The organism is Shewanella aquimarina (assembly GCF_023349185.1).
Lineage (GTDB): Bacteria > Pseudomonadota > Gammaproteobacteria > Enterobacterales > Shewanellaceae > Shewanella > Shewanella aquimarina.
Genome location: NZ_JAKIKY010000001.1, coordinates 74,051 through 95,438 on the forward strand (window position 1 = coordinate 74,051; position 21,388 = coordinate 95,438).

General features: G+C 54.5%; 16 protein-coding genes. 7 read left to right on the forward strand and 9 right to left on the reverse strand.

Features of this window, described 5'->3' with window-relative positions; all coding sequences use genetic code 11:
- Positions 1 to 34 precede the first annotated feature (34 nt).
- Positions 35 to 1,147 carry an AI-2E family transporter gene (locus L2731_RS00300; protein WP_249251275.1) on the reverse strand — a complete coding sequence of 371 codons (1,113 nt, stop codon included), beginning with the start codon at positions 1,145 to 1,147 and terminating at the stop codon, positions 35 to 37.
- Positions 1,148 to 1,222: 75 nt separating this feature from the next.
- Between L2731_RS00300 and folX the strand changes: the two genes are divergently transcribed.
- Positions 1,223 to 1,588 carry a dihydroneopterin triphosphate 2'-epimerase gene (folX, locus tag L2731_RS00305; protein ID WP_011866196.1) on the forward strand — a complete coding sequence of 122 codons (366 nt, stop codon included), beginning with the start codon at positions 1,223 to 1,225 and terminating at the stop codon, positions 1,586 to 1,588.
- Between the two features lie 98 nt (positions 1,589 to 1,686).
- Positions 1,687 to 2,616 (forward strand): TIGR01777 family oxidoreductase, encoded by a 930-nt coding sequence (locus tag L2731_RS00310; RefSeq protein WP_249251277.1) that lies wholly within the window; start codon positions 1,687 to 1,689, stop codon positions 2,614 to 2,616.
- A 97-nt stretch (positions 2,617 to 2,713) separates the two neighbouring features.
- Here L2731_RS00310 and L2731_RS00315 read toward each other — a convergent pair whose 3' ends face one another.
- A complete protein-coding gene (locus L2731_RS00315) occupies positions 2,714 to 5,164 on the reverse strand; it encodes an ABC transporter permease (protein ID WP_249251279.1) in 2,451 nt (816 codons plus the stop codon).
- Positions 5,164 to 5,904, reverse strand: coding sequence for an ABC transporter ATP-binding protein (locus L2731_RS00320; RefSeq protein ID WP_220060444.1), 741 nt, complete (start codon positions 5,902 to 5,904; stop codon positions 5,164 to 5,166). Before L2731_RS00320 ends, L2731_RS00315 begins: the two co-directional genes overlap by 1 nt.
- A 34-nt stretch (positions 5,905 to 5,938) precedes the next feature.
- Between L2731_RS00320 and L2731_RS00325 the strand changes: the two genes are divergently transcribed.
- From L2731_RS00325 to L2731_RS00335, 3 genes are all read left to right on the forward strand, one after another.
- Entirely contained in the window at positions 5,939 to 6,532 is a 594-nt protein-coding gene (locus L2731_RS00325; RefSeq protein WP_249251281.1) for an arylesterase, read from the forward strand.
- A gap of 551 nt (positions 6,533 to 7,083) precedes the next feature.
- A complete protein-coding gene (locus tag L2731_RS00330; RefSeq protein WP_249251283.1) occupies positions 7,084 to 9,735 on the forward strand; it encodes a parallel beta-helix domain-containing protein in 2,652 nt (883 codons plus the stop codon).
- A gap of 51 nt (positions 9,736 to 9,786) precedes the next feature.
- Positions 9,787 to 11,022, forward strand: coding sequence for an SO2930 family diheme c-type cytochrome (locus L2731_RS00335; RefSeq protein ID WP_249251285.1), 1,236 nt, complete (start codon positions 9,787 to 9,789; stop codon positions 11,020 to 11,022).
- Here L2731_RS00335 and L2731_RS00340 read toward each other — a convergent pair.
- The 3 genes from L2731_RS00340 to L2731_RS00350 all read right to left on the reverse strand — a co-directional run bounded on the left by L2731_RS00340 (position 11,019) and on the right by L2731_RS00350 (position 15,817).
- Positions 11,019 to 12,032: a helix-turn-helix transcriptional regulator gene (locus L2731_RS00340; protein ID WP_249251287.1), complete on the reverse strand. Its 1,014-nt coding sequence runs from the start codon at positions 12,030 to 12,032 to the stop codon at positions 11,019 to 11,021. The genes L2731_RS00335 and L2731_RS00340 overlap by 4 nt on opposite strands.
- 138 nt (positions 12,033 to 12,170) lie before the next feature.
- Positions 12,171 to 13,202, reverse strand: a complete 1,032-nt coding sequence (gene sohB, locus L2731_RS00345; protein WP_220060439.1) for a protease SohB — start codon at positions 13,200 to 13,202, stop codon at positions 12,171 to 12,173.
- A 128-nt stretch (positions 13,203 to 13,330) separates the two neighbouring features.
- Positions 13,331 to 15,817 carry a VolA/Pla-1 family phospholipase gene (locus tag L2731_RS00350; RefSeq protein WP_249251290.1) on the reverse strand — a complete coding sequence of 829 codons (2,487 nt, stop codon included), beginning with the start codon at positions 15,815 to 15,817 and terminating at the stop codon, positions 13,331 to 13,333.
- Positions 15,818 to 16,077: 260 nt separating this feature from the next.
- Here L2731_RS00350 and L2731_RS00355 point away from each other — a divergent pair, with 260 nt between their 5' ends.
- On the forward strand, positions 16,078 to 16,815 hold the full coding sequence (locus L2731_RS00355; RefSeq protein WP_249251292.1) for a YciK family oxidoreductase: 738 nt from the start codon (positions 16,078 to 16,080) through the stop codon (positions 16,813 to 16,815).
- 202 nt (positions 16,816 to 17,017) lie between these two features.
- Here the strand turns inward: L2731_RS00355 and fabB are convergent, their stop codons facing one another.
- On the reverse strand, positions 17,018 to 18,229 hold the full coding sequence (fabB, locus tag L2731_RS00360) for a beta-ketoacyl-ACP synthase I (protein ID WP_011866207.1): 1,212 nt from the start codon (positions 18,227 to 18,229) through the stop codon (positions 17,018 to 17,020).
- 298 nt (positions 18,230 to 18,527) lie between these two features.
- On the opposite strand from fabB, the gene mnmC1 reads away from it, so the two are divergent.
- Complete coding sequence (mnmC1, locus tag L2731_RS00365) at positions 18,528 to 20,438, forward strand: FAD-dependent 5-carboxymethylaminomethyl-2-thiouridine(34) oxidoreductase MnmC1 (protein ID WP_249251295.1); 1,911 nt, start codon at positions 18,528 to 18,530, stop codon at positions 20,436 to 20,438.
- Between the two features lie 129 nt (positions 20,439 to 20,567).
- On the opposite strand, the gene L2731_RS00370 is transcribed toward mnmC1, so the two are convergent.
- Complete coding sequence (locus L2731_RS00370; protein ID WP_220042792.1) at positions 20,568 to 21,092, reverse strand: RNA methyltransferase; 525 nt, start codon at positions 21,090 to 21,092, stop codon at positions 20,568 to 20,570.
- 2 nt (positions 21,093 to 21,094) lie between these two features.
- Positions 21,095 to 21,376, reverse strand: a complete 282-nt coding sequence (locus tag L2731_RS00375; protein WP_220042793.1) for a YfcL family protein — start codon at positions 21,374 to 21,376, stop codon at positions 21,095 to 21,097.
- Positions 21,377 to 21,388 lie beyond the last annotated feature (12 nt).

Below are 21,388 nucleotides of genomic sequence, written 5' to 3' on the forward strand. Positions count from 1 at the left end.
TTTACCTATTACTTAAACTTGTATGAATAATGAATCACTGCTTCTCGGCATCAGAGGCTCTATCGGCATCGGCTGAAGCCTCGGTGTTATTCTTGGCCTCTGTATTAATCAAGGTCTCATCGACGCGATCAGACAACAAGATGGCCAGCCAGCTGCCACTCCGACTCGACTCCAGTGCGATCTTGACGATCATGGTCAGCGGAACCGAAAGCAGCATCCCCACAGAGCCCAGCAGCCAGCCCCAGAAGATCAAAGAGAGGAACACCACCAGGGTCGAGAGTCCCAGGCCACGTCCCATATATTTAGGCTCGACTATGTTACCCATCACGGTATTGGTCGCCAGATAGAGGAGCGCCGTGCCGCCCGCTCCCGCAGGGCCGAGTTGAATAAAGGCCAACAGCACAGGTGGAATTGCGGCGATGATAGACCCTATGTTAGGGATATAGTTAAACAGGAAGGCCACCACGGCCCAGAGTAAGGCATAGTCGACCCCCATAATCGCCAGGCCCGTCCCTACGACGACACCGGTTCCCACACTCACCAACGTCTTAATCACCATGTACTGGTTAACCGACTGCAGGAACTTGTCTATCTGCTTGATGCGCATGTCAGGGTCGTCTAGGGCAAAATGCAGCTTCTTAGGTAGGTCCTGGGCCTCGAACAACATAAACACCACTGTCAGTATGATCAGAAACAGGTTAGCCATCACGCCGCCGACGCTGGACAACATGTTAGTGGTCATCGACAGGGCGATCCCTGGGTCAAAATAGGCCAATATCTGCTCTTTGGATAACTCGATATTGAACGCCTGCAACTTAGTCAATATCCAGGCAAACTGCTCCACCAATTGATCGCGATAGACAGGCAGCTGACGGGAAAATTCGTTAATCGAGCTGCCCACCAGAGAAGCCAGCCAGAGCCCCATTAACACGATAAAGACCATCATGATGGCCACCGCCAGAGCCCGAGGCAACTTGAGCCGCGTCATACCGTTGATCGCCGGGTTGCAGATCACCGCTATAAAGGCCGACAACACAAAGGGAACCACGATAGGGCTGGCGGCTTTTATCCCTGCCAGGATCACGACAATAAACGCCATGATGGCAAAGCCTTTAAACGCAACCCCCTGATTATCGAATCGAGTCATCTAAATAAAGTCCTTCTGAATTACCCATAATATTGATAGGCTTAACTTAAATCTTACACAAGAAAAATTACGCTCATGAAACCAGAAATTGCCATCATTCGAATTAAAAACCTACGTCTTCGCACCTACATCGGCATAAAGGAAGATGAGATCAACAACAAGCAGGACGTCACCATCAACGCAGAAATCCATTATTGCGCCGCTAAGGCCCGCAACAGCGATAATATGCAAGATGCCCTGAATTATCGCACGATAACGAAAAAAATCATTGCTTTAGTTGAAAACAATCGTTTCTCGTTGCTCGAACACCTCACGGATCAGGTGTTAAGCATTGCCAGCGATCACGAATGGGTCGATTTTGCTTCTGTGGAGATAGACAAACCACACGCCCTGAGATTTGCCGATTCGGTCTCGATGCAGCTCTGCTACCAAAAGGGCTAAGCCCTCATCACATTCCCATCGCGACTGCCGCCTAAAAGTGATCCTAATCGCGCGCTATGGTGTATATTTTTGATATCCCCTAAATAAATGGAGTCGGCATGCGGATTTTGATCACGGGCGGTACCGGATTCATCGGCAAGGCCTTAGTGAAGGCCTTAGAAGAGGAACATCAACTCACCTTGCTCACCCGTTCGGCTGGCAAGGCCCACCTGATCGTTGGCAATCAGCATAAGTTGCTGGGCAACCTTGGTGCCCTGGCCAACCTCGACGGCTTCGATGCTGTCATCAACTTAGCGGGTGAGCCCATTGCCGACAAGCGCTGGAGCCTGGACGTTAAGCAGAAGATCTGTGACAGCCGCTGGGATATTACCGCTCGCCTAGCCAAACTCTTCGAGGCCAGCAAGACACCGCCCAAAGTCTTCATCAGCGGCTCGGCCATTGGCATCTATGGCGATCATGACAAACAGGAGCACTTAGACGAGAGCTTCGATCTGGCCCACTTCAAAGACACAGGCGAAGAGGAAAAGTTTCCCCATAGCGTCTGCGCCAAGTGGGAGGAACTTGCCCTACAATGCCAGGAGATAACCCGCGTCTGCATCATACGCATCGGCCTGGTACTTGGCCTAAACGGCGGCGCGTTGAAGAAGATGTTGTTACCCTTCAAGCTGGGCGCAGGTGGTGTGGTCGGTTCTGGAAAACAGGGAATGAGCTGGATCCACAGAGAGGATCTGATCGCCATCATCCTATTCTTGTTAAATAACGAGCAGTGCCAAGGGATCTATAATGCCACCGCCCCTAACCCGGTCAGCAATCGCGAATTTACCAATGCCTTGGGCACGGCCCTGAGTCGTCCAACCCTGCTACCTATGCCCGCCCCCGTGTTAAACCTGGCCCTTGGGGAGATGTCTCAGCTATTACTCGAAGGCCAATATGTCTATCCTGAGCGTTTGACCCAGGTAGGCTTTAGCTTTCACTATACCCATCTGGATGACGCGCTGACAAATCTATTTGGCGCCTCCACAAGCTAAAGTCTTCCCCTCAAGCCTTAAGGTTAAAACCTTGAGCAGTGAGCATTGAACTAGCGGCGCGCTAACCACTCGCGCAGCTCTCCTCTTTTCATTCACGCTAGCCTTGCAAGAGTTGTCGGCAGGACTTCTGCAATAGCTGACGACAGCGCCAGGTGCCCAGCAGGGCGACGATGGCGGCACCGGAAAGTGGCGCCAACAGCCACCAATCCCAATGCATATAAATCACCAGCTCAAACACCTGGGTCTTTAGCAGATAGATGGTGAACTCGGCCACTATGGCGGCCAGTAAGCCTGCTATCAGGCCAAGCAGGGCAAACTCCAGCGCGGTCGCCATACGCAGCAACCAACCCGAGGCGCCAAATGTTCGCAGCACAGCCAGCTCACGTTGTCGGGTCGCCATGCCCGCCTCTGTCTGAGCTATCATAACCAGGCTGCTGGCCAGCAATACCAACACCAACACCAGGGTCAGCGACAGAGAGACCTGGTCGATGATCTGTCTAAGCTGCTTCACCATGGCGCCGACATCTATGATGGATACCGTGGGAAAACGTTTGATCAATTCGATCACCAGTGGGCGCTTGCTATCGTCCAGATAGAAGCTCGCCATTGAGGTGTAGGCAAAGGGCGCTAAGGCGTCGGGATGGAAGATCATGAAGAAATTCGGCTGCATCGTCTCCCAGTGTACGGCGCGAATGCTGGCCACCTTAACGGTCAGCGGCTGGTTATCGATAACATAGCTAAGCTCATCCCCGAGCCCGATACCGAGACGCTCGGCCACCCCAGACTCGACCGAGACTTCATCTGCCTTTTGGTTAAAGTGACCCGACACCAGCTCGTTGTTAGGCGGCAGAGAGGTACGCCAGGTCAGATTCAGCTCACGGGAAATCCCTACTCGGCCTTGGGCCCCCTCATCTGCCTGCTCGGCAGAGATCAAATTCTCACCATTGATCGCCACCAGACGGCCTCGGATCACAGGATAGATATCCGTCGCCTTAACCCGATTGTCACTAAAATAGGCTTCCAGCGGCGCCTGCTCCTCGGGCGCTATATTCACCAGGAAGTAGTTGGGCGACTGCTCGGGCAGCTGTTTATGCCACTCATCGAGCAGATCCTGACGTAGCGCTATGATGGTGAGCAGCAGCACCAAGGCGCTGCTAAAGCCCACCAGCTGCACCGCGTTCTGCCGGGCTCGGCGTCTCAGCCCCGCCAAGGCGAGCTGCATAGGGTTGGTGGTCTTCATCCCCACGCCATGTCCTGCGCGGATCAACAAGAAACCAAACAGACTCAGCAAGACGCCGAGCAGCAGGACGCCGGCGACCACAGTCAGGGTAAGCACTAGGCTCTGGGAATAGAGATACCCCAGCAGCGCCATCGCCAATATGCTGAGTACCAGATGCAGCCACATCCCCAGCTGGATCCCCTCGAGCTGGCGCTGCAACACCCTAAGGGGCGGAATGGCCAGCAGCCTCATCAGTGGGTAGGCTGAGAACATGAAGGCCGAGATAAGCCCGGTGGCAACCCCTAAGGCGATAGGCCTAAACAGCGGCGGCGAGTACGCCGAAATAGATGCCGGCAGATAGGCGCTTATCAGCGTATCGAGCAGGAAACCGCCTATAAGTCCCAACGCGATACCCGCAAGGGTTACTAATAGTAGATGCAGGCCAAAGAGAATGCGGATCTGCCGACTGGATGCGCCGAAGGTCTTCAGCATGGCGACCACGTCGAAATGGCGCTGACAGTAACGCTGCGCCGCAATGCCTATGGCGGCGCAGGCGAGCGCGATACCTAAAAGGCTGGCGAGCAGCAAGAAACGCTCTGCCCGTTTGACCGCGCCGGCAATGGGCGAGTCTCCCGACTGCACATCTACCCAGCGCTGACTGTTGTTCAGCAGCGGCTTAACTTCGGCCTCGAAGGCCTTTAGCTGGCCACTGTCGCCCGCAAACTGATGAATATAACTGACCCGGCTACCGGGCTGTATCACCCCAGTCTTGGGCACATCTTGAAGGCGCATCAGCACCACGGGCGATGACGCAAAGGGGTTGAAGCCCGCATCGGGTAGCCTGGCTATCTCGGCGCTCAGGCTGAAGTTGGCATTACCTAGCTCAAGTTGTTTAGGGTAACCCAAGATCCCACCCAGGCGGGTTTCGTACCAGAGCTGATCCGCCTTGGGCAGCTTATCGGTCGGGCCATCGCTCAGCTCTATCACCCCTTTTAAGGGGTAACCGTCGCCGACCGCCCTTACCGTCACCAGCTGAAAGGCATCACCAGCATAAGCCATAGAGTTAAACTGCATGCTAGCAACGTGTCTTAGCCCCAGCGCTTCGGCCTTGGCTAAAATCTTTTCGTTCAGCGGAACCGGCGAGTTGATGATGCGATCGGCGGCGATAAATTTAGAGGCCTGGCCGTTAATGGCCAGCTGCAGGCGCTCACTGACCCGCGCTAGGCCTGATACCGACAAGACCGCCAGGGTGATCGCCAAAATGATGAGTAACAGCTGCCCCTGTAGCAGCTCTCGTTTAAACAACTTCCATGCGATGCGAGACTCCATTAACTCGCCTCCGCTGCGCTCGAACGGGCCATCTCTTGCTCGCCGCTGTTGTCAGTTTCGCTCACCACCTCACTCAACTGTCCCGCCTGCATGTTCAGGCGGCGCTGACAACGATTAGCCAACTGGAGATCATGGGTCACCAGCACCAGGGTGGTGTCGCTCTCGCGGTTGAGCTCAAACAGCATGTCCGCCACCCGGTCGCTGTTGGCGCCATCCAGGTTTCCCGTCGGCTCGTCGGCAAACAGCACCTTTGGCTCGCAGATGAAGGCCCTGGCGATGGCAACACGCTGCTGCTCGCCGCCCGACAGCTGGTTGGGGAAATGGTTGAGTCTGTGGCTTAATCCCACTCGCTCCAGCATCTGCTGCGCCTTCTGCTTGGCGTTACTGATCCCAGACAGCTCGGCCGGTAGCATGACGTTCTCCAGGGCGTTTAGGGTATCGACCAGCATGAAAGACTGAAAGATAAAGCTGACTTTCTGTTTACGCAGTGCGGCCTTGCCTTCCTCATCCAAACCATTGAGTGTCACGCCATCGAGGACTATCTCCCCCTTGCTGGGCGAATCGAGCGCGGCCAGCAGTCCGAGCAGGGTCGACTTGCCCGAGCCAGAGGGGCCAAGAATCGCCACACTCTCCCCCGACTTGACATCCAGATTGATGCCATTGAGGATAGTAAGCTCTCCCTCTTGGGTAGTTACCGATTTATAGAGATCACTGACCTTGATAGCACTATTTTCTAACATAAATTCCTTCTCGCTTCGTCGCTTAAGCCGTTTGGTGCAAGCCACTTGCCTGCTTGTCTTATTCTTGATCCCCCAGGCCCATGCTAACCCGATATTGATCTTAGGTGATAGCCTAAGCGCAAGCTACGGCATGGAACAAGACAAGGGCTGGGTGCATCTTTTGCAGCAGCAATCCCCCGGTGTCACCATCATCAATGGCTCGGTGAGCGGTGAGACCTCGGCCGGCGGCCTGCGTCGACTCCCCGCCCTGCTTGACTCGACCAAGGCCAAGCGGGTCTTTATCGAGCTCGGCGGCAACGATGGTCTGCGCGGATTTTCGCCTAAGCAATTGAAAAATAATCTTACAAAAATGATCCAGCTCGCCAAGGACTCAGGCGCCGAGGTGCTGCTCAGCGAAGTGATGGTACCGCCCAACTATGGCCCACGCTACGCCAAGCAATTTACCCAAGTCTATCAGGAGCTATCGAGCGAGCATGGGGTAACCTTAGTGCCCTTCTTCATGACAGAAATAGCCATCCATCCCGAGCTGATGCAGGCCGACGGCATACACCCCAACGAGCAGGCGCAGCCACAGATTGTCAGCTTTATTCGCCCTTGGCTTATCGATACGCAGCAATCGAGTGAATAGGATCACCTGAGGCACGCATTTGGGCAGACTATCCCGGTATGCTGACCTGTTTGCCTGGGGGCATAGCTATTACGCCGAGTGCTGACCGTCTTCTCCGACTGTACACTTGGCGTTTTCCTTCCTGTTTTGCACCAACCTGCGGCCCAATATCTCCCCAGGCTCTGCTTGCTCAAACTCCTTCTTGCTCAAACCCGTGCTAAATCCCCTCTGCCTATCTGTGCCTCGCCACGATTTACCGCAAGCGGCTTACGCCCATGCCACCAAGCTCTAAGCTCTAAGCCCTAGGCCTCAAGACTAAAGGTTTAGGCTCCCTATCAGGCTTGAATGCTAAAAACAACTCCTCCTACCAGTTAAGTGTGGCAAATGTTACCGTTTGATAAATCCCACACCTCACTGTTTTCCCTCAATTTTATCTCAAACACCTGTTTAATAAATGTACTAAACCACTGATTGTTACGGATGTTAATGGTTTGTTGGCCGGATTTCACATTGCTTATCTAGTACGCCAGTGCAATCTAGAATGGGAATAATAACAATAAGTAGGAGATACTATGTTCAACAAGATGCCTTCGTGGCTGCTCCCAAGTCTAGTGGCCAGTGCAGTGGCCCTCTCCATCACCGCCTGTTCCTCAGATGATGAAGATAAACCTCAAGTAGAAACACCACCTGTTACCACCACACCAACGGATCCCGGCCCAAGCTTTCCGGTCGGTGCCATCATCATCGAAGATGGTGAGAACCTGACCACACGTATCCAGGAAGCCCTGATCAACGCCCAAAGCAATGATGTGATCGTGCTGCCTAAGGGACACTTTAAGATAGAGTCTACCCTGCTATTTGACGGCGACGTGGACGGTGACGGCGCCTATGCCAAGAACATCACCATCATGGGCTACGGCATGGAAGAGACTGTGCTGGACTTCTCCGAGTCGATCACCGGCGACGGTATCTTCGTGCAGAACGCCGTTAACATCACCATCCAGGATCTGTCGGTCAATGAGGCCAAGAACAACGGCATCAAGCTGAAAAACACCAATGGCATCATCTTGAGACGCCTGGCCACAGTATGGGAAGGCGCGCTTGATGAAGATAACGGCGCTTATGGCCTCTATCCTGTAGAGTGTGAAAACATCCTCATCGAAGACACCTATGTGCGCGGCAGCGCCGATGCCGGCATATATGTAGGTCAGTCTGAGTACATAGTGGTTCGCCGTAACATCGCCAAGGAAAACGTTGCCGGTATCGAGATTGAAAACTCTAAATACGCCGACGTCTACGACAACGAAGCCATGGGCAACACGGGCGGCATCCTGGTATTCGATCTGCCGATCAACAACCACAGATATGGCTCCAGCGTGCGTATCTTCAACAACAAGGTGTATAACAACAACACCCCTAACTTCGCCAACGCCTCCTCTAACCCTGCCGGGGTGCATATCGTGCCGCCTGGCACTGGGGTGATCATCCTCTCCACTAACGATGTGGAGATCTTTAACAACGAGATCACCGGCCACGACACCTTAGGGGTGACCGTCTCCAGCTTCTTCATCGCCGAGCCGGATATGACCAGCTTTGTGGGCAACTATGGCCAGCCGGGCCAACCGATAGAAGATGGCTGGCGCCCGACACCACGCAACATCTATCTGCATGACAACGTCATCACAGACTATGGCAAGAAGCCTAATGGCTATCTGATCGAAGATATCATCAAGGCCTACCTGCTGAGCCACGGCGCCTTCCCGGGGATCCTCTACGATGGCTTGGGCGAGATGCTCTCCAACAACGGCACCGCCGCCTACCTGGGGCTTAAGGAGTTGCCATTTGCCGACGATGGCAGCGACAACATCTGTGCCCGGGATAACGGCGATGTCTCCTTCGGTCGTCTCTATGCCAACAGCAACACAGATATCAGCATCGCCGACGTCCTCTATGAGAAGACCCAGGATAAGATCATGAACTGTGCCCAGGTCAGTTTGCCTGTGCATACTGTCACCTTTGGCGATCAGATCTTCGGCTGCGGCGTGGATGACGATGTCGAGGGCTGTGACGGCGGCAACCTGGTCGGTGGCGGCGGCACCATAGGCGAAGGTGAAGGTGGTCTGGTGGGCGATGGTGACCTTAGTCTGTGTAGCACCACCACCCCTGGCGTAAATTGGGATGCCCTGCTGGGCGCCAACTGCCCTAACCTCTCTGACTATCAGCTGTTTGCCGATACTAAAGATCCGAGTACCGGGGCGAACTCAGGCGGTATCCCTTACGATCTCAACACTCAGCTATTTACCGACTATGCCAGCAAGTATCGCTTCGTCTTCGTGCCAGAGGGCAAGGTGGCCAACTACTCTGCTAACGAGAGTATGGACTTCCCGGTCGGTACTGTGATCACTAAGACCTTCGCCCTGCCAAGCGACACCAGCAAGCGCGGCGTGGCCAACGAGACACTGGTCGAGACCCGACTGCTTATTAAGCGCACCACCGGCTGGTCGGCCCTGCCCTATGTGTTTAACGCAGAGCAGACAGATGCGGTGCTGGCCAAGGCCGGTGCCATCCAGGCCAAGCAGGTGGTTCACAATGGTAAGACGCTGGACTTCGACTATGTGGTCCCCAGCATGAACCAGTGTAAGCAGTGTCACCAGTTCAAGAGTGACGACGCCAGTAACGCGGTATTCGTGCCCATTGGCCCTAAGGCGCGTCATCTGAACAAGGACTATGCCTATAGCGACGGCACCATGAACCAGCTGATGAAATGGCAGTCCGCCGGTATCTTGCAGGGTGTGCCAGACACGGCAAGCATCCCTACAGTGCCCGCCTTCCACGATGGCGATGAGGCCAAGTTAGCAACCATGACAGATGCCGAGCTGATGCAAACCGCTAAGGGCTACCTGGATATCAACTGCGCCCACTGTCACCGCCCAGAAGGCAACGCCTCTAACACAGGCCTGAAGCTGGAGTACTGGCGTACCTACGAGGAGGATAGCGGTTATTCTCACGGTACCTGTAAGTCGCCAATCGCCTATGGCGGTGGCTCGCTGAGCTATGACGTGGTGCCTGGCTCGAGCGAGACCTCTATCCTGCACTTCCGCATGGATAGCACGACACCTGGCGATCGCATGCCAGAGATTGGTCGCAGCCTGTCCCACACCGAAGGCACGGCCTTGATTGCCGAGTGGATCAAGCGACTGCCGCTAGCCACCTGCTCTCAATAACCCCACCCAAGGGCTGCCATCTGGCGGCCCTTTTTCTCACGAGCCGAAATTATGTTAACCAGCCCAGAAAAAGGTTTGCTGCCACTTTCGAGCCCAGCTCTATTCGCTCTCTTGCTGCTATGCCTCACGGCCTGCGGCGGCAGCGATGACTCCTCGACCAATCAAACAGGCACAGACACCAACCAGCCTGGCACGCCTGTGACCCCGCCGACGGGCGGCACAGATCCCTCATCGGATATATGCGATAGCCAGGAGGGGGAGATCAACTGGCAGGCGCTGATGGAGCAAGACTGCCAGCTTCTGTCCCAATATCGGCTGTTTCAGCAGCCTGATAAACCAACAGCGGATCCTAATGGACCAGGTTTTAGCTATCAACTCTCGAGCCAACTATTTACCAACTACGCCCATAAATACCGTTTCATCTTCCTGCCCGATGGCAGCCAGATCGATTATCATCCGAGCGACACCTTCGACCTGCCGGTAGGCGCCGTGCTGGTTAAAACCTTTGCCCTGCCGAGCGATACTCAGCTTATCGGGGAAGCCAATGAGACCTTGGTTGAGACCCGGCTGCTTATCCACCGCGAGAGCGGCTGGACGGCGCTGCCCTATCTCTGGCAAGGCGGCGAGGCGCGCCTCGCCGTTGCCGGCGCCAATCAGGCCCACAGCCTAACGCGTCAGGGCGAGCAGCTCGAATTCACCTATCATGTGCCCAGCCGTGCAGAATGTAAGGTGTGCCATCAACGGGCCGGTGACAATGGCGCCCAGATCTATCCCATAGGCCTCAAGCCCTACCTGCTTAACCATGAGGTGTTAGTCGAGAATCAGACGGTGAATCAGCTCGAACATTGGCGCGACCAAGGGCGCTTGAAAGGCCTGCCGCAGGGCGGCGCCCCAGATTCGGCGCCGGCGATCACAGATGAGAGCGGCGATCTGACCATTAGAGCCAAGGGATACCTGGATATCAACTGCGCCCACTGTCACAGAGCCGAAGGCTTTGCCAGCATCTCAGGCCTGCGCCTGGGTTTCTATGTGGATCATACCAGCTATCTATATGGGATATGTAAGCAACCACCGGGCTGGGATGGCGGTGAGAAAGGGCTCTCCTATGACATCATTCCCGGCGATGGCGAGCACTCCATCTTACTCTATCGCCAGATGCTCGATGCCCCCAAAGATCGCATGCCCCCCGTCGGCCGCAGCCTGAGTCATGTGGAGGCATTGACCGTACTGCAAAGCTGGATAGATAGCCTGTCGCCCAGTTTAGGCAACTGCCAACATGCAGGCTAGATCTTGCGAATAAACTGGCCTGGCGGCAGACCAAGCCAGTGCTTGAAGCTCTGACGGAAATGGCTCACATCGCCGAACCCCATGGTGTCGGCGATATCCACTATGCTCTTGTCGCCCTGAACGATGAGGCCGATAGCCGTCTGGCAGCGCACCTGATCCACCAGCTTCTGATAGCTGGTGCCGGCACTCGCCAGGTGTCGTCTAAGGGTGCGATCGCTCATGTTGAGTCTCAGCGCCATCGACTCCAACTTAGGGTTATTGGGAAAATCCTGGTTTAGGATGGCCAACACCTTCTCGATCAAGGAGGTGTCATGCAGGGCCTGCTCATCAAGTTGTAGCTGGGAGAAGTCATACACAACAGGCAGCGAAAGCATTTCATGGGAGATGGCCCACTCGAAGAACTCGCCGTCGAAATCAACGTCGGCCTGGCAGAACGCCGCCAGGAACTCACTGTCGTGAACCGGGGTGGCCAGCTGCACCCGCTCGAGTGTCACCATCTGGCCCGTGAGCTGACGCGCCAGGGCTAACATAGAGCAGACGCTGTTTTGAAACTGCAGGCTGAAATAGGGCGCCGAGATCTTCGCCGTATTGAGCCAGCGAAAATAGAGGCATCGCTCGCCATGGCTCACCAGGGTATCCGAGACGCTGCCCACCAGCTCGGGATGGGCGATAACAAACTCAAGGCATTCACCTAAGGTCTGACACTTGGCCAGATAGGGCCAGATAAGCGCCAGCTCTTCCACCTTGTAGGTCTCGCCGAGCCGCGCGCCTATCTGAGGGTCTTCAGCTAAGTTCCCCAGAAACGCCATGGCATAGTCCACCTGCCAGACATAGACAAAGTTTAACTTGGCCAGCTCGTTTAGCCCCAGGCCTATCTCCTGACACAGCTGCTCGGCATGATGCTCGCCGTAACGCTCGGCTAGGAAATGAACCAGGCTTCTCAGTTCATAGGCGGGATAAGATTGATCGCCAACTTTTAATGTCGCCTGATAGCGGGTATTACTCGTCATCTCATCATTACAACATCCAAGGATAATAGTATTTTGTATAAGATTTTAGGGACGAGTAAAAGCCCAGTAGGGATAAAAAGTTACAAATATGTAAAAACCCGCCGAGGGCGGGTTTTTATCCGGTGAAAGTCACAAGCCTTAGTTAAGAGGTTGATTCTTTTCCGCCAAGCGATTGAACACGGCATTGACCGCCAGCGAGGCGCTATGGGCAAACTTGTCGGCTATCTTCTTCTTCAGCTGATAGCGAACCTTGATCACCGTCTTCTCTTCGGCAAGCTTCATCACCACATCGTCACTGGTAGAGAGGCCATCGACCAGACCAAGATCCAGCGCCTGCTGACCATACCAATGCTCACCGGTCGCCACCTTGGCAATGTCCAACGTAGGACGATACTTGCTGATGAAGGCTTTAAACAGCACATGGGTTTCTTCCAGCTCTTCCTGGAACTTCTGTCTTCCTTCGTCGGTGTTTTCACCAAACAGGGTCAGGGTACGCTTGAAGTCACCGGCGGTGTGCTGCTCATAATCGATATCATGTTTCTTCAGCAGACGATTGAAGTTAGGGATCTGCGCGACCACGCCGATAGAACCTACGATGGCAAAGGGTGCGGCATAGATGGTATTGGCCACACAGGCCATCATATAGCCACCACTCGCGGCCACCTTGTCGACGCAGATGGTCAATGGGATCTCGGCGCTGCGCAGTCTGTCGAGCTGGCTGGCCGCCAAGCCATAGCCATGGACCATGCCGCCGCCACTCTCGACATTGACCACCACTTCGTCGCCTTGCTCGGCAATGGCCAGGATGGCGCTGATCTCCTCTCGCAGTGACGCCACCTCATGGGCATCTATGCTGCCCTTGAAGTCGATAACAAATACGCGAGGCGTAGGCGCGGCTTCGCCATCGGCCTTCTCTGCCTTCTCCTTAGCCTTCGCCTCGGCCTTGAGGCCCTTCTCGTAGGCCTTAAACTGCTTCTTACTCAGCAGTTCTTCCTTCAAGTCATGTTTGAGGTCCTTAAGCTCCTCAGACACATTGGTCAGCTTAAGCTCACCCTTATCGGCCTTCTGCTTCACCGCCGATGCCAGCACCAACACCACGACGGCGACGATAGCCACCACTATGGTGACGGCTTTTGCCAGAAAGAGTCCATACTCGTACAAAAATTCCAAAATTCAGCTCCGTGATCAGGCCTTTAAAATCTGGCCGCTATTCTATCAGCCCTGAGGGCAATAACAAATCCAGCCATAAAAAAACCCAGCCAGGCTGGGTTTTTATTTAGTCCTTTTTGGATTTAGGCTTAGTTAGCCGGCACAGCACAAGGCTGAATGACTGAATCATCCTGCACCAGTACGCTTGCCTGGCCCTTACCCGCAGTCAGGGCAAACGCGGCAACTTGCTGCTGCATCTCAACCGTAGCCGCGGCGGCGCTACCATCTGTCACGCCTGGGACCTCACTTGGGCTAATCAGCGAACTGTGATGACCCTTGCTAAAGCGCACCGCGCCAGAGCCAACTGTCGTGGTATCAATACATTCAAGACCCAGGTTGGCAATCAGCGGCTCGGTACCCGCCACAGGGAACTTGTCTACGCGATTCGGCAGTACCTGATCCCCTAAGTTGCTGCCATCTCCCACGATTTCGATCAGATGTACAGGCAGGCCAGTCGATTTAAGCGTCGCTGCATGGTTGATAGGATCCGCACCATCTACCGCCGTCTGCACCGCAAAGGCGAAGGTTGGAATGAACTCGGCATACACAGCCTGAACCAGGGCCGCATACTCAGGCGTACCAGGCTCATAACCGGCAACGTTTGCCTCGTCCACTAGCGCCTTGAAGGTATCGCTGGCAGTCACGTTTTCAAACAGCAGCGGGCCGAAGGTGGCAGAGCCGATGAAGGTGCCCGATAAGCCGCCAGTTGGCGCAACCAGAGAAACCGCATTGAGTTTATGCACATAGCTAAGGTCTGCACCGTTAGCCGGATGGCTCAGGCCAGAGTTAGCATAGGTAGCAAAGTCGGTGCCGACGATGGCGCCAAGACTCAGGCCCTGTGCGCTGATCTTGGTGATATCAAACATCTGCGGCATCTGCGCGGCGGCCAGGCCACCGGCAAGCCCTGTGAGGGCGGCGCGAAGCGCTAGATGGTCAACCGTTGCCTGTCTGAAGTTATCACGTACCGCCAGAGTGCTCGCTATGTTAACAAACACCAAGGGGTTACCATTCTTAAACGCATCTGGGTTACCTATCACAGCGCCAAATGCTGGATCTGAAGCCGATACCTCATAGATGCCGTCACCGTTGGCGTCGAATGAGCGAGCGCCGTGCAGCGGCATATCGATGGCGATAGTGGCAACGCCCATGGCCGCATAACTACCGGCATAGGCTAGTGACATCTCTTTACCACCGCCCAGGCCATGCATGGCGATGGTGGTCGGCCAACCACCAGTTGGCGGCGTAAAAGGTAGTCCCTGAGAGGCGTAGAACTGCGCCAGACGCTCGGCGTTTGGCATAGAGATCAACACAGGGACCTTCTCTGCGCCAGTTGGTGCAGGGATAGGGTTGAACTTAGTCAGGTGCTTGGCCTTATCGGCCGGCGTACCATCATCGAGAAGCCAGGTCTTACCCGCCAACAGGGCAGGATCTGCCAGACCGGCCGCAGGATCGATACCGTGCGCCACGGCCTGCGCGCCGTAATTTTGCTGACTCAGGGTACCCGATTGCAGGGCTAGCAATACGGCTACAGGGCTGTCGCCCAGCGCATGCCAGTTGCCGTTGATGCCATTACACATCACAGAGTTACAGGCGCCATAAGTAGGCAGGGTCAGCTCTGCTACATAAACATCGGCCAGGCTAGAAACCACATAGGCCACGCCATCGGCAGGTGTCAGACCAGCCGCCTGGGCAACCGTGATCCCCAGCGGATGCGGTTGAGGCACTGAGATAGACGGCGCAAAAGGTGTGCCCTCTTGCAGCATCAGTAACTTAGTCGTCTCATAGACATCGCTGATCGCCTGGGTAGTAAACAGGCCAGCATAGCTGATAGTCGCGCTATCTACGCCATGAGCGGCGGCCATGCCCTTCTCATAACTGTTCACCAGCGTTTGCAGCATCAGCTGATCGGGTGTCTGCAGCGGCTTGGTCTCGATATCGAGTTTCAGCGTGGCATAGGTGGTCGACGGCGCAATAGGGCGGCCAGCCGAGTCTTGAATCAGGTCTGTGGTGGCATACACATAAGATTGGCCCGCCTTAAGCGGCTTGAGTGGTACGATAGCGATAGTGTTGCCCGAGGCGCTGGCGACAAAGTCTACGCCAAACTGAAGCTCGTTGCCTATCTTACAGGCTGACACAGATGGCGCAGACTGACACTCAGGATCCGATGATAGCGGACCACCTACAGTGGCTTCGAACATGCGCACCGCGCCAGGCTGGGCCACAGAGGCTGCCGCCAGCGTCAGCATGGTGCCGTCATGGTCGGTAGCAGGTTCAACCGTGATAGAGATGGGAGAAGTGGTAGACCAACCGTCCAGTGCGCCCAGCGCCATCTGAGGGTCGGTGTAATCGCTTGAGCCGTCGGCTTTTTCGCCCGGCATGGTCAGGGTACCGTCAGTGGTACCGCTAAAGAGTAGATCGTTGGGTAATGGTACCTTCTTGTTTTCAGGATCGAATACCATATGTGAAAGAGGGATTAGCGGCTCAGTCTTCTCTGCGAGTTGATCGACGCTATCTTCGCTACAACCAGCCATTCCCAATGCGGATGCAATTGCGACACCCAAAAAGAGTCTTTTCATCTTTTTTCCCCAAATCTTGTTGTAATAATTTTGTTTTCCCCAAAAATTGGTCACAATAGTCTTCCTTGTGTGACCAATAGGACTTTTACCGTCCTTATTGCCACTCAAGTTAACGCAAAATTATTGAGTTAGCTACAATTTTGTCACACACAAACAACAGATTGACGGTCATTAATCAATCATTTGTTTAAAACATGCGTATTAGGCTCGAATAAATCATAGAAATGGCGGGGATTTCCGCTTACAGGAAAAATTGACTCATGTTGGAATATCAGGCAGCAAAAGATTTACTTAAAGATAAAACGATACTGGTCACTGGTGCCGGAGATGGTATTGGCCGCGCCGCTGCTCTGGCCTACGCCGAACATGGTGCCACCGTTATCTTGCTTGGCAAGACGGTCAAGAAACTGGAAGCCGTCTATGACGAAATAGAACAGGCCGGCTACCCTACCCCTGCTATCGTGCCACTCGATCTCAAAGGCGCCACAGAGCAAAACTACCAGGACATGGCCGAAACTATAGAACAGCAGTTTGGTCACCTCGACGGTCTGCTGCATAACGCCAGTCTGCTGGGTGTACTTGGCCCGTTCGAGCATATCTCGATGGATTCGGTCAAGGAAGTGCTACAGGTTAATCTGGTCGCCGAGATCATGATGACCAAGGCGCTGCTGCCTGTTATGAAGAAAGCCCCTTCTGCGTCTATCCTGTTCACCTCCAGCAGCGTTGGCCGTCAGGGACGCGCCTTCTGGGGTGAGTATGCCATCTCAAAATTTGCCACCGAAGGCATGATGCAGTCTCTGGCACACGAATATGAAGGCAGCAACCTGCGCGTCAACAGCATCAACCCAGGTGCGACTCGCACTAAGATGCGCGCCAATGCTTACCCAGCCGAGAACCCACAGGATCTCAAGACCCCAGAAGCGATCATGACCACCTATCTCTACCTCATGGGTGACGATGCTAAAGGCGTCACTGGCCAGCAGTTTAACGCCCAGTAGCTTAAGACTCAGTAGTTTAAGACTTGGTAGTTTAAAGCTTGGTAGTTTAAAGCTTGGTGGTTTAAGCCTCAGTCATCAGTAACACGCCCGCTTTTATGGGCGTGTTTTACTGTCTATCAGTAAGATGACCAGCTAAAGCTAAACACAAAAAAGGGAAGCATCTGCTTCCCTTTTCTAATAACTGTCAAAAACAGCTGAGCAATTACTTGTACTTGCGCATAACCAAGGTAGCGTTTGTGCCACCGAAGCCGAAGCTGTTGCTCATGATAGTGTTAAGCTCGGCATCGCGATATTCGGTCACGATAGGCATACCTTGAGCCTTCTCGTCGAGAGTATCGATGTTGATGCTTGGTGCGATGAAGCTGTTCTCCATCATGATAAGGCTATAGATAGCCTCATGCACACCCGCAGCGCCCAGCGCGTGACCGGTCAGCGACTTTGTCGATGCGATAGCAGGCAGATTGTCACCGAAGGTTTCGGCCAAGGCTTCCAACTCACGCATGTCGCCAACAGGCGTTGAAGTACCATGAGTGTTGATGTAGTCGATCGGTGTGTCTACACCTTCGAGTGCCATCTTCATGCAACGCACCGCGCCTTCGCCCGATGGTGCAACCATGTCGTAACCATCTGAAGATGCGCCGTAACCGATCACTTCGGCATAGATCTTAGCGCCGCGAGCGAGCGCATGCTCAAGCTCTTCGACAACCACGATTCCGCCGCCACCAGAGATAACGAAACCATCACGATCCGCATCATAGGTACGAGAAGCCTTCTCAGGGCAGTCGTTATACTTAGTCGACAGTGCGCCCATGGCGTCGAAGCCCATCGTCAGGGTCCAATCCACCTCTTCGGCACCACCGGCGAAGACCATGTCTTGCTTACCCATCTGAATCAACTCGACCGCATGGCCGATACAGTGAGCACTGGTTGCACAAGCCGAACTGATTGAGTAGTTCATGCCCTTGATCTTAAACGGCGTGGCCAAACAGGCACTGGCCGTGCTCGACATGATGCGTGGCACGATATAAGGGCCTACGCGCTTCACACCTTTTTCACGCAGAGTATCGGCCGCCTGAACCTGGTTAGCCGATGACGCGCCGCCAGTACCGGCGATGATACCGACGCGGTGATTTGAATATTGTTCTTCGGTGAGGCCAGCATCGGCTATCGCTTGCTCCATGGCAATATAAGCGTATGCGGCTGCATCACCCATAAAACGTAATGCTTTACGGTCGATATGTTCTTTAGGGTCTAACTTAATGTCGCCCCAAACATGGCTACGAAGCTTCATTTCTTCAAACTGATCTGAGTGGGTAATACCACTGCGACCCGCTTTGAGTGACTCGGTGACTTCTTGCTTGTTGTTACCGATACTTGACACTATGCCAAGGCCGGTGATCACGACTCTTTTCATTATTTACTATCCATTCCGTACGTCTAGTACCAATTTAGCTGCGCCAATAGTATCGCTTTTACTGCATTTAAGTGGTCAGCTTTCCATAAAGGCAGGTAAAATAATGCCTAATATCCCCTTGAGAGTAAATTCATTGGCTACCGAACACCCGAATAACGCACAAAATAGTGACAAAATGCCTACATTCGAAGAAATTTTCAGCCATTTATCGGCGATAACGGGTCAAAACACTCCCCACATTATCGCCCTACTCCCAAGATGTGACGCCAACTGGCCCGTGGCAGTGCTAGCAGATCGATTGAAACAAGCCCATGCTAGGCAGCCTCTTCATCTTCACCTGTGTGCCCAGCATCAGGCGCCTTGGCTGCTCGCACTTACCAACTGTGACGCCTTCACCTCATCAGCCAGAGAGCAAATTAAGGTGATTGCCGAGGCCCAAGTGTCCGGTTGCCACAGGATAAAACTAGCAAGCACCCAGCTCATTATAGACATTCACCAGGGCGAGCCGCTCTCGCAGCTCAAGGCCTTGCTCGCTCCGAACGAGGCAAGTCAAGCCATCCATAGCTGGCTGGTCGACCAAGATCTCCTAGATGAAGCAATCATCTGGCAGATGGCGCGCCTCAGCCAGGATAACGCCAATGTGCTGATAGCCGATGCGAAATTTTCCGATGAAAAACGCTCGGATGTACGACTTGCTACCCCCGGTAATATTAGCGCGGATAACGCCTCGTCGGGCACAGACTCAAATTCTAAACCGGCCGCAGCTACCGCAAACGAGCTGACCGAGCGCGTCACCAAGGCGGGATTTACCTGCTATCGCCTTAACCTATCTGCCAAAGATGACCGCTTGATGACTCTGGCAGATAAGCCGAGCAAAGCATCAAAGGATATCGCGATGCAGGAGCGTCGCGCCCTGAGGCGTCAACAAAATGATGGGCTTGCCTTCAACCCCCTGCATCAAGGATATGCAGGAGAAACTGCCATCATAGGTGGCGGGGTGGCCAGCGCGAATTTAGCACTCTCTCTGGCCGAGCGCGGCAAGTCGGTTAGTCTCTTCTGTATGGATAAGGCGCCCGGTGAGCAAGCCTCGGGCAACAAACAGGGCGCCATCTATCCCCTGCTCACCCCAGAACATGGCAGCCTGAGTCACTATTTTCTGCAGGGTTATCTCTTTAGCCGCCAGCGCATCGCTCACTTGGTCGATGCCGGCCACGACATCCCCCATGACTTTTGCGGTGTGTTACAGACAGGTCATGATGAACGCAGCCATAAGCGCCTGGCTAAGATCGTCAATGCCCAGCCCTGGGCTGACTCTATCGCTCAGGCCGTCAACGCCACAGAGGCTACGACGCTTGCCGGCGTCACCATAGAGCATGAGGGGATCTACTACCTGCTCGGTGGCTGGGTATCGCCCCAGGCATTTACCCGCGCGGCCATCAGCCTAGCCGAGCAGCTCGGTAAGCAGAGCACACACTACCAATGCCAGATCACAGCTATTCGGTTCGAAGATCAGCAATGGTATCTGAGCGCAGTGCAGCAAGGTCAGAGGCAAGAATTTGGCCCCTTTGCCAACCTAGTGCTGGCCAATGGCCGTCACCTGACCGATTTTTCGCAAACGGCCCAGCTACCCATCAGCGGTTTTCGCGGCCAGGTCAGCCATATCCCGGCAAGAGCACCACTTGCCGAGCTTAAGACGGTACTCTGCGCCCACGGCTATCTCACGCCCGCCCACGACAGGCTGCACTGTACGGGCGCCAGCTATGTGAAAGACGCAAGTAATCTCGACTACAGCGCGGTGGAACAAGTAGAGAACCTAGATAAGATCCGCACCAGCTACGGCGGAGACTGGACGAAGGCCGTGGACATCACAGGCCATAGCGCTCGCGTAGGCGTGCGCATGGTGACTAGGGATCACGCCCCCATGATGGGCTGCGCCCCAGATTTCGAGGCGATATTGGCAGCCTACGGCGAGCACCAGCATACCAAGGAGAGTGCCAAATATTGGCAGGCTACACCTGCTCCTGTGCATCATGGTCTGTATATTCTCGGCGGACTCGGCTCCCGCGGTCTCACCTCGGGTCCATTGGCGGCAGAGATCTTAGCCGCTCAGCTTTGCGGCGAGCTGCTACCTGCGACGAATGATATATTAGCCCTGCTCAACCCCAATCGTATGTGGATGAGAAAGCTTATCAAGGGTAAGGCGCTGTGAGAAAGGATTAAAACCTCGCCCGTTTAGCAACCAAAAGACGATGGTCACTCCTTGGCATGATTAACGATATAGCCACCAGATAACAAAACGCCGACTCAAGGAGTCGGCGTTTTCATTGTATAAATAAGGCTAAGACTTTACCTTGACGCGGTTGTTGGTGTCTCTGCTAGCCCGAATGAGCTCATCGCCTGCGAGGTGTTCGCCCTTCGCCAGCCGATCATAGAGCAACACATTAACCGAGGAGGCCAGATTCATACAGCCCACTGTGGGGACATAGACCACCTCATCCGCACGATCGATAAGCGCCTGATCTAGGGTGCCGTCTTCGGGGCCGAAGAGATAAATGGCTTTCTCTGGATGATTAAACGCCGGCAGCGGCGTGGCGCCTTCCACCAGGTCGACACAGATCACCTTAGTATCGACATCGAGGTCATCCAGCAATGACTCGACCCCTTTTAGCGGAATATGCTGACTCACCCGCTTGGTATCTGTGTTGTACTGCTCGCCCCTGTGCTGTGCGGCCAGCGCATAACGCTTGCCCGTATATCGCACCTCATCGGCACGATAACAGCCGGCGGCGCGCATCACGCCGCCCACGTTGGTAGGGCTCTTGGGATTTTGCAACCCGATAATCGCCTTGCTTGTGTTAGCCATGACTAGGCGCTTGCCACCTGAGCCATCTTCTCGCGCAGTTCATTCCAGGCATTAACCACCAGGGCAAGGTCTGCAGGTTCCAGCTCAGACTTGGCAGTCTCCAGACAGGCCTGCATCTTAGTATCCAGCGCCTGGTAATCCTGAGACTCTTCCACTTCGAGTTCAGACAGGACTACGGCGACATGGCCCTGCAGGTAACCGCTGGCGAAGAGTTGATCGTCATCACCGCCTGTAACCTTGGTGGCGATCCACTCGTCTAATGCTTGCTCATACTGCTCTAACATTGCGTCTCCAAT

Excerpts from the sequence above, each read along its gene's own strand:
- L2731_RS00315 (WP_249251279.1), bottom strand. The coding sequence starts at position 5,164 with ATGGAGTCTCGCATCGCATGGAAGTTGTTTAAACGAGAGCTGCTACAG.
- L2731_RS00350 (WP_249251290.1), bottom strand. The coding sequence starts at position 15,817 with ATGAAAAGACTCTTTTTGGGTGTCGCAATTGCATCCGCATTGGGAATG.
- L2731_RS00330 (WP_249251283.1), top strand. The coding sequence starts at position 7,084 with ATGTTCAACAAGATGCCTTCGTGGCTGCTCCCAAGTCTAGTGGCCAGT.
- L2731_RS00320 (WP_220060444.1), bottom strand. The coding sequence starts at position 5,904 with ATGTTAGAAAATAGTGCTATCAAGGTCAGTGATCTCTATAAATCGGTA.
- L2731_RS00310 (WP_249251277.1), top strand. The coding sequence starts at position 1,687 with ATGCGGATTTTGATCACGGGCGGTACCGGATTCATCGGCAAGGCCTTA.
- L2731_RS00355 (WP_249251292.1), top strand. The coding sequence starts at position 16,078 with ATGTTGGAATATCAGGCAGCAAAAGATTTACTTAAAGATAAAACGATA.
- L2731_RS00300 (WP_249251275.1), bottom strand. The coding sequence starts at position 1,147 with ATGACTCGATTCGATAATCAGGGGGTTGCGTTTAAAGGCTTTGCCATC.
- L2731_RS00335 (WP_249251285.1), top strand. The coding sequence starts at position 9,787 with ATGTTAACCAGCCCAGAAAAAGGTTTGCTGCCACTTTCGAGCCCAGCT.
- L2731_RS00340 (WP_249251287.1), bottom strand. The coding sequence starts at position 12,032 with ATGACGAGTAATACCCGCTATCAGGCGACATTAAAAGTTGGCGATCAA.
- L2731_RS00375 (WP_220042793.1), bottom strand. The coding sequence starts at position 21,376 with ATGTTAGAGCAGTATGAGCAAGCATTAGACGAGTGGATCGCCACCAAG.
- L2731_RS00370 (WP_220042792.1), bottom strand. The coding sequence starts at position 21,092 with ATGGCTAACACAAGCAAGGCGATTATCGGGTTGCAAAATCCCAAGAGC.
- folX (WP_011866196.1), top strand. The coding sequence starts at position 1,223 with ATGAAACCAGAAATTGCCATCATTCGAATTAAAAACCTACGTCTTCGC.
- fabB (WP_011866207.1), bottom strand. The coding sequence starts at position 18,229 with ATGAAAAGAGTCGTGATCACCGGCCTTGGCATAGTGTCAAGTATCGGT.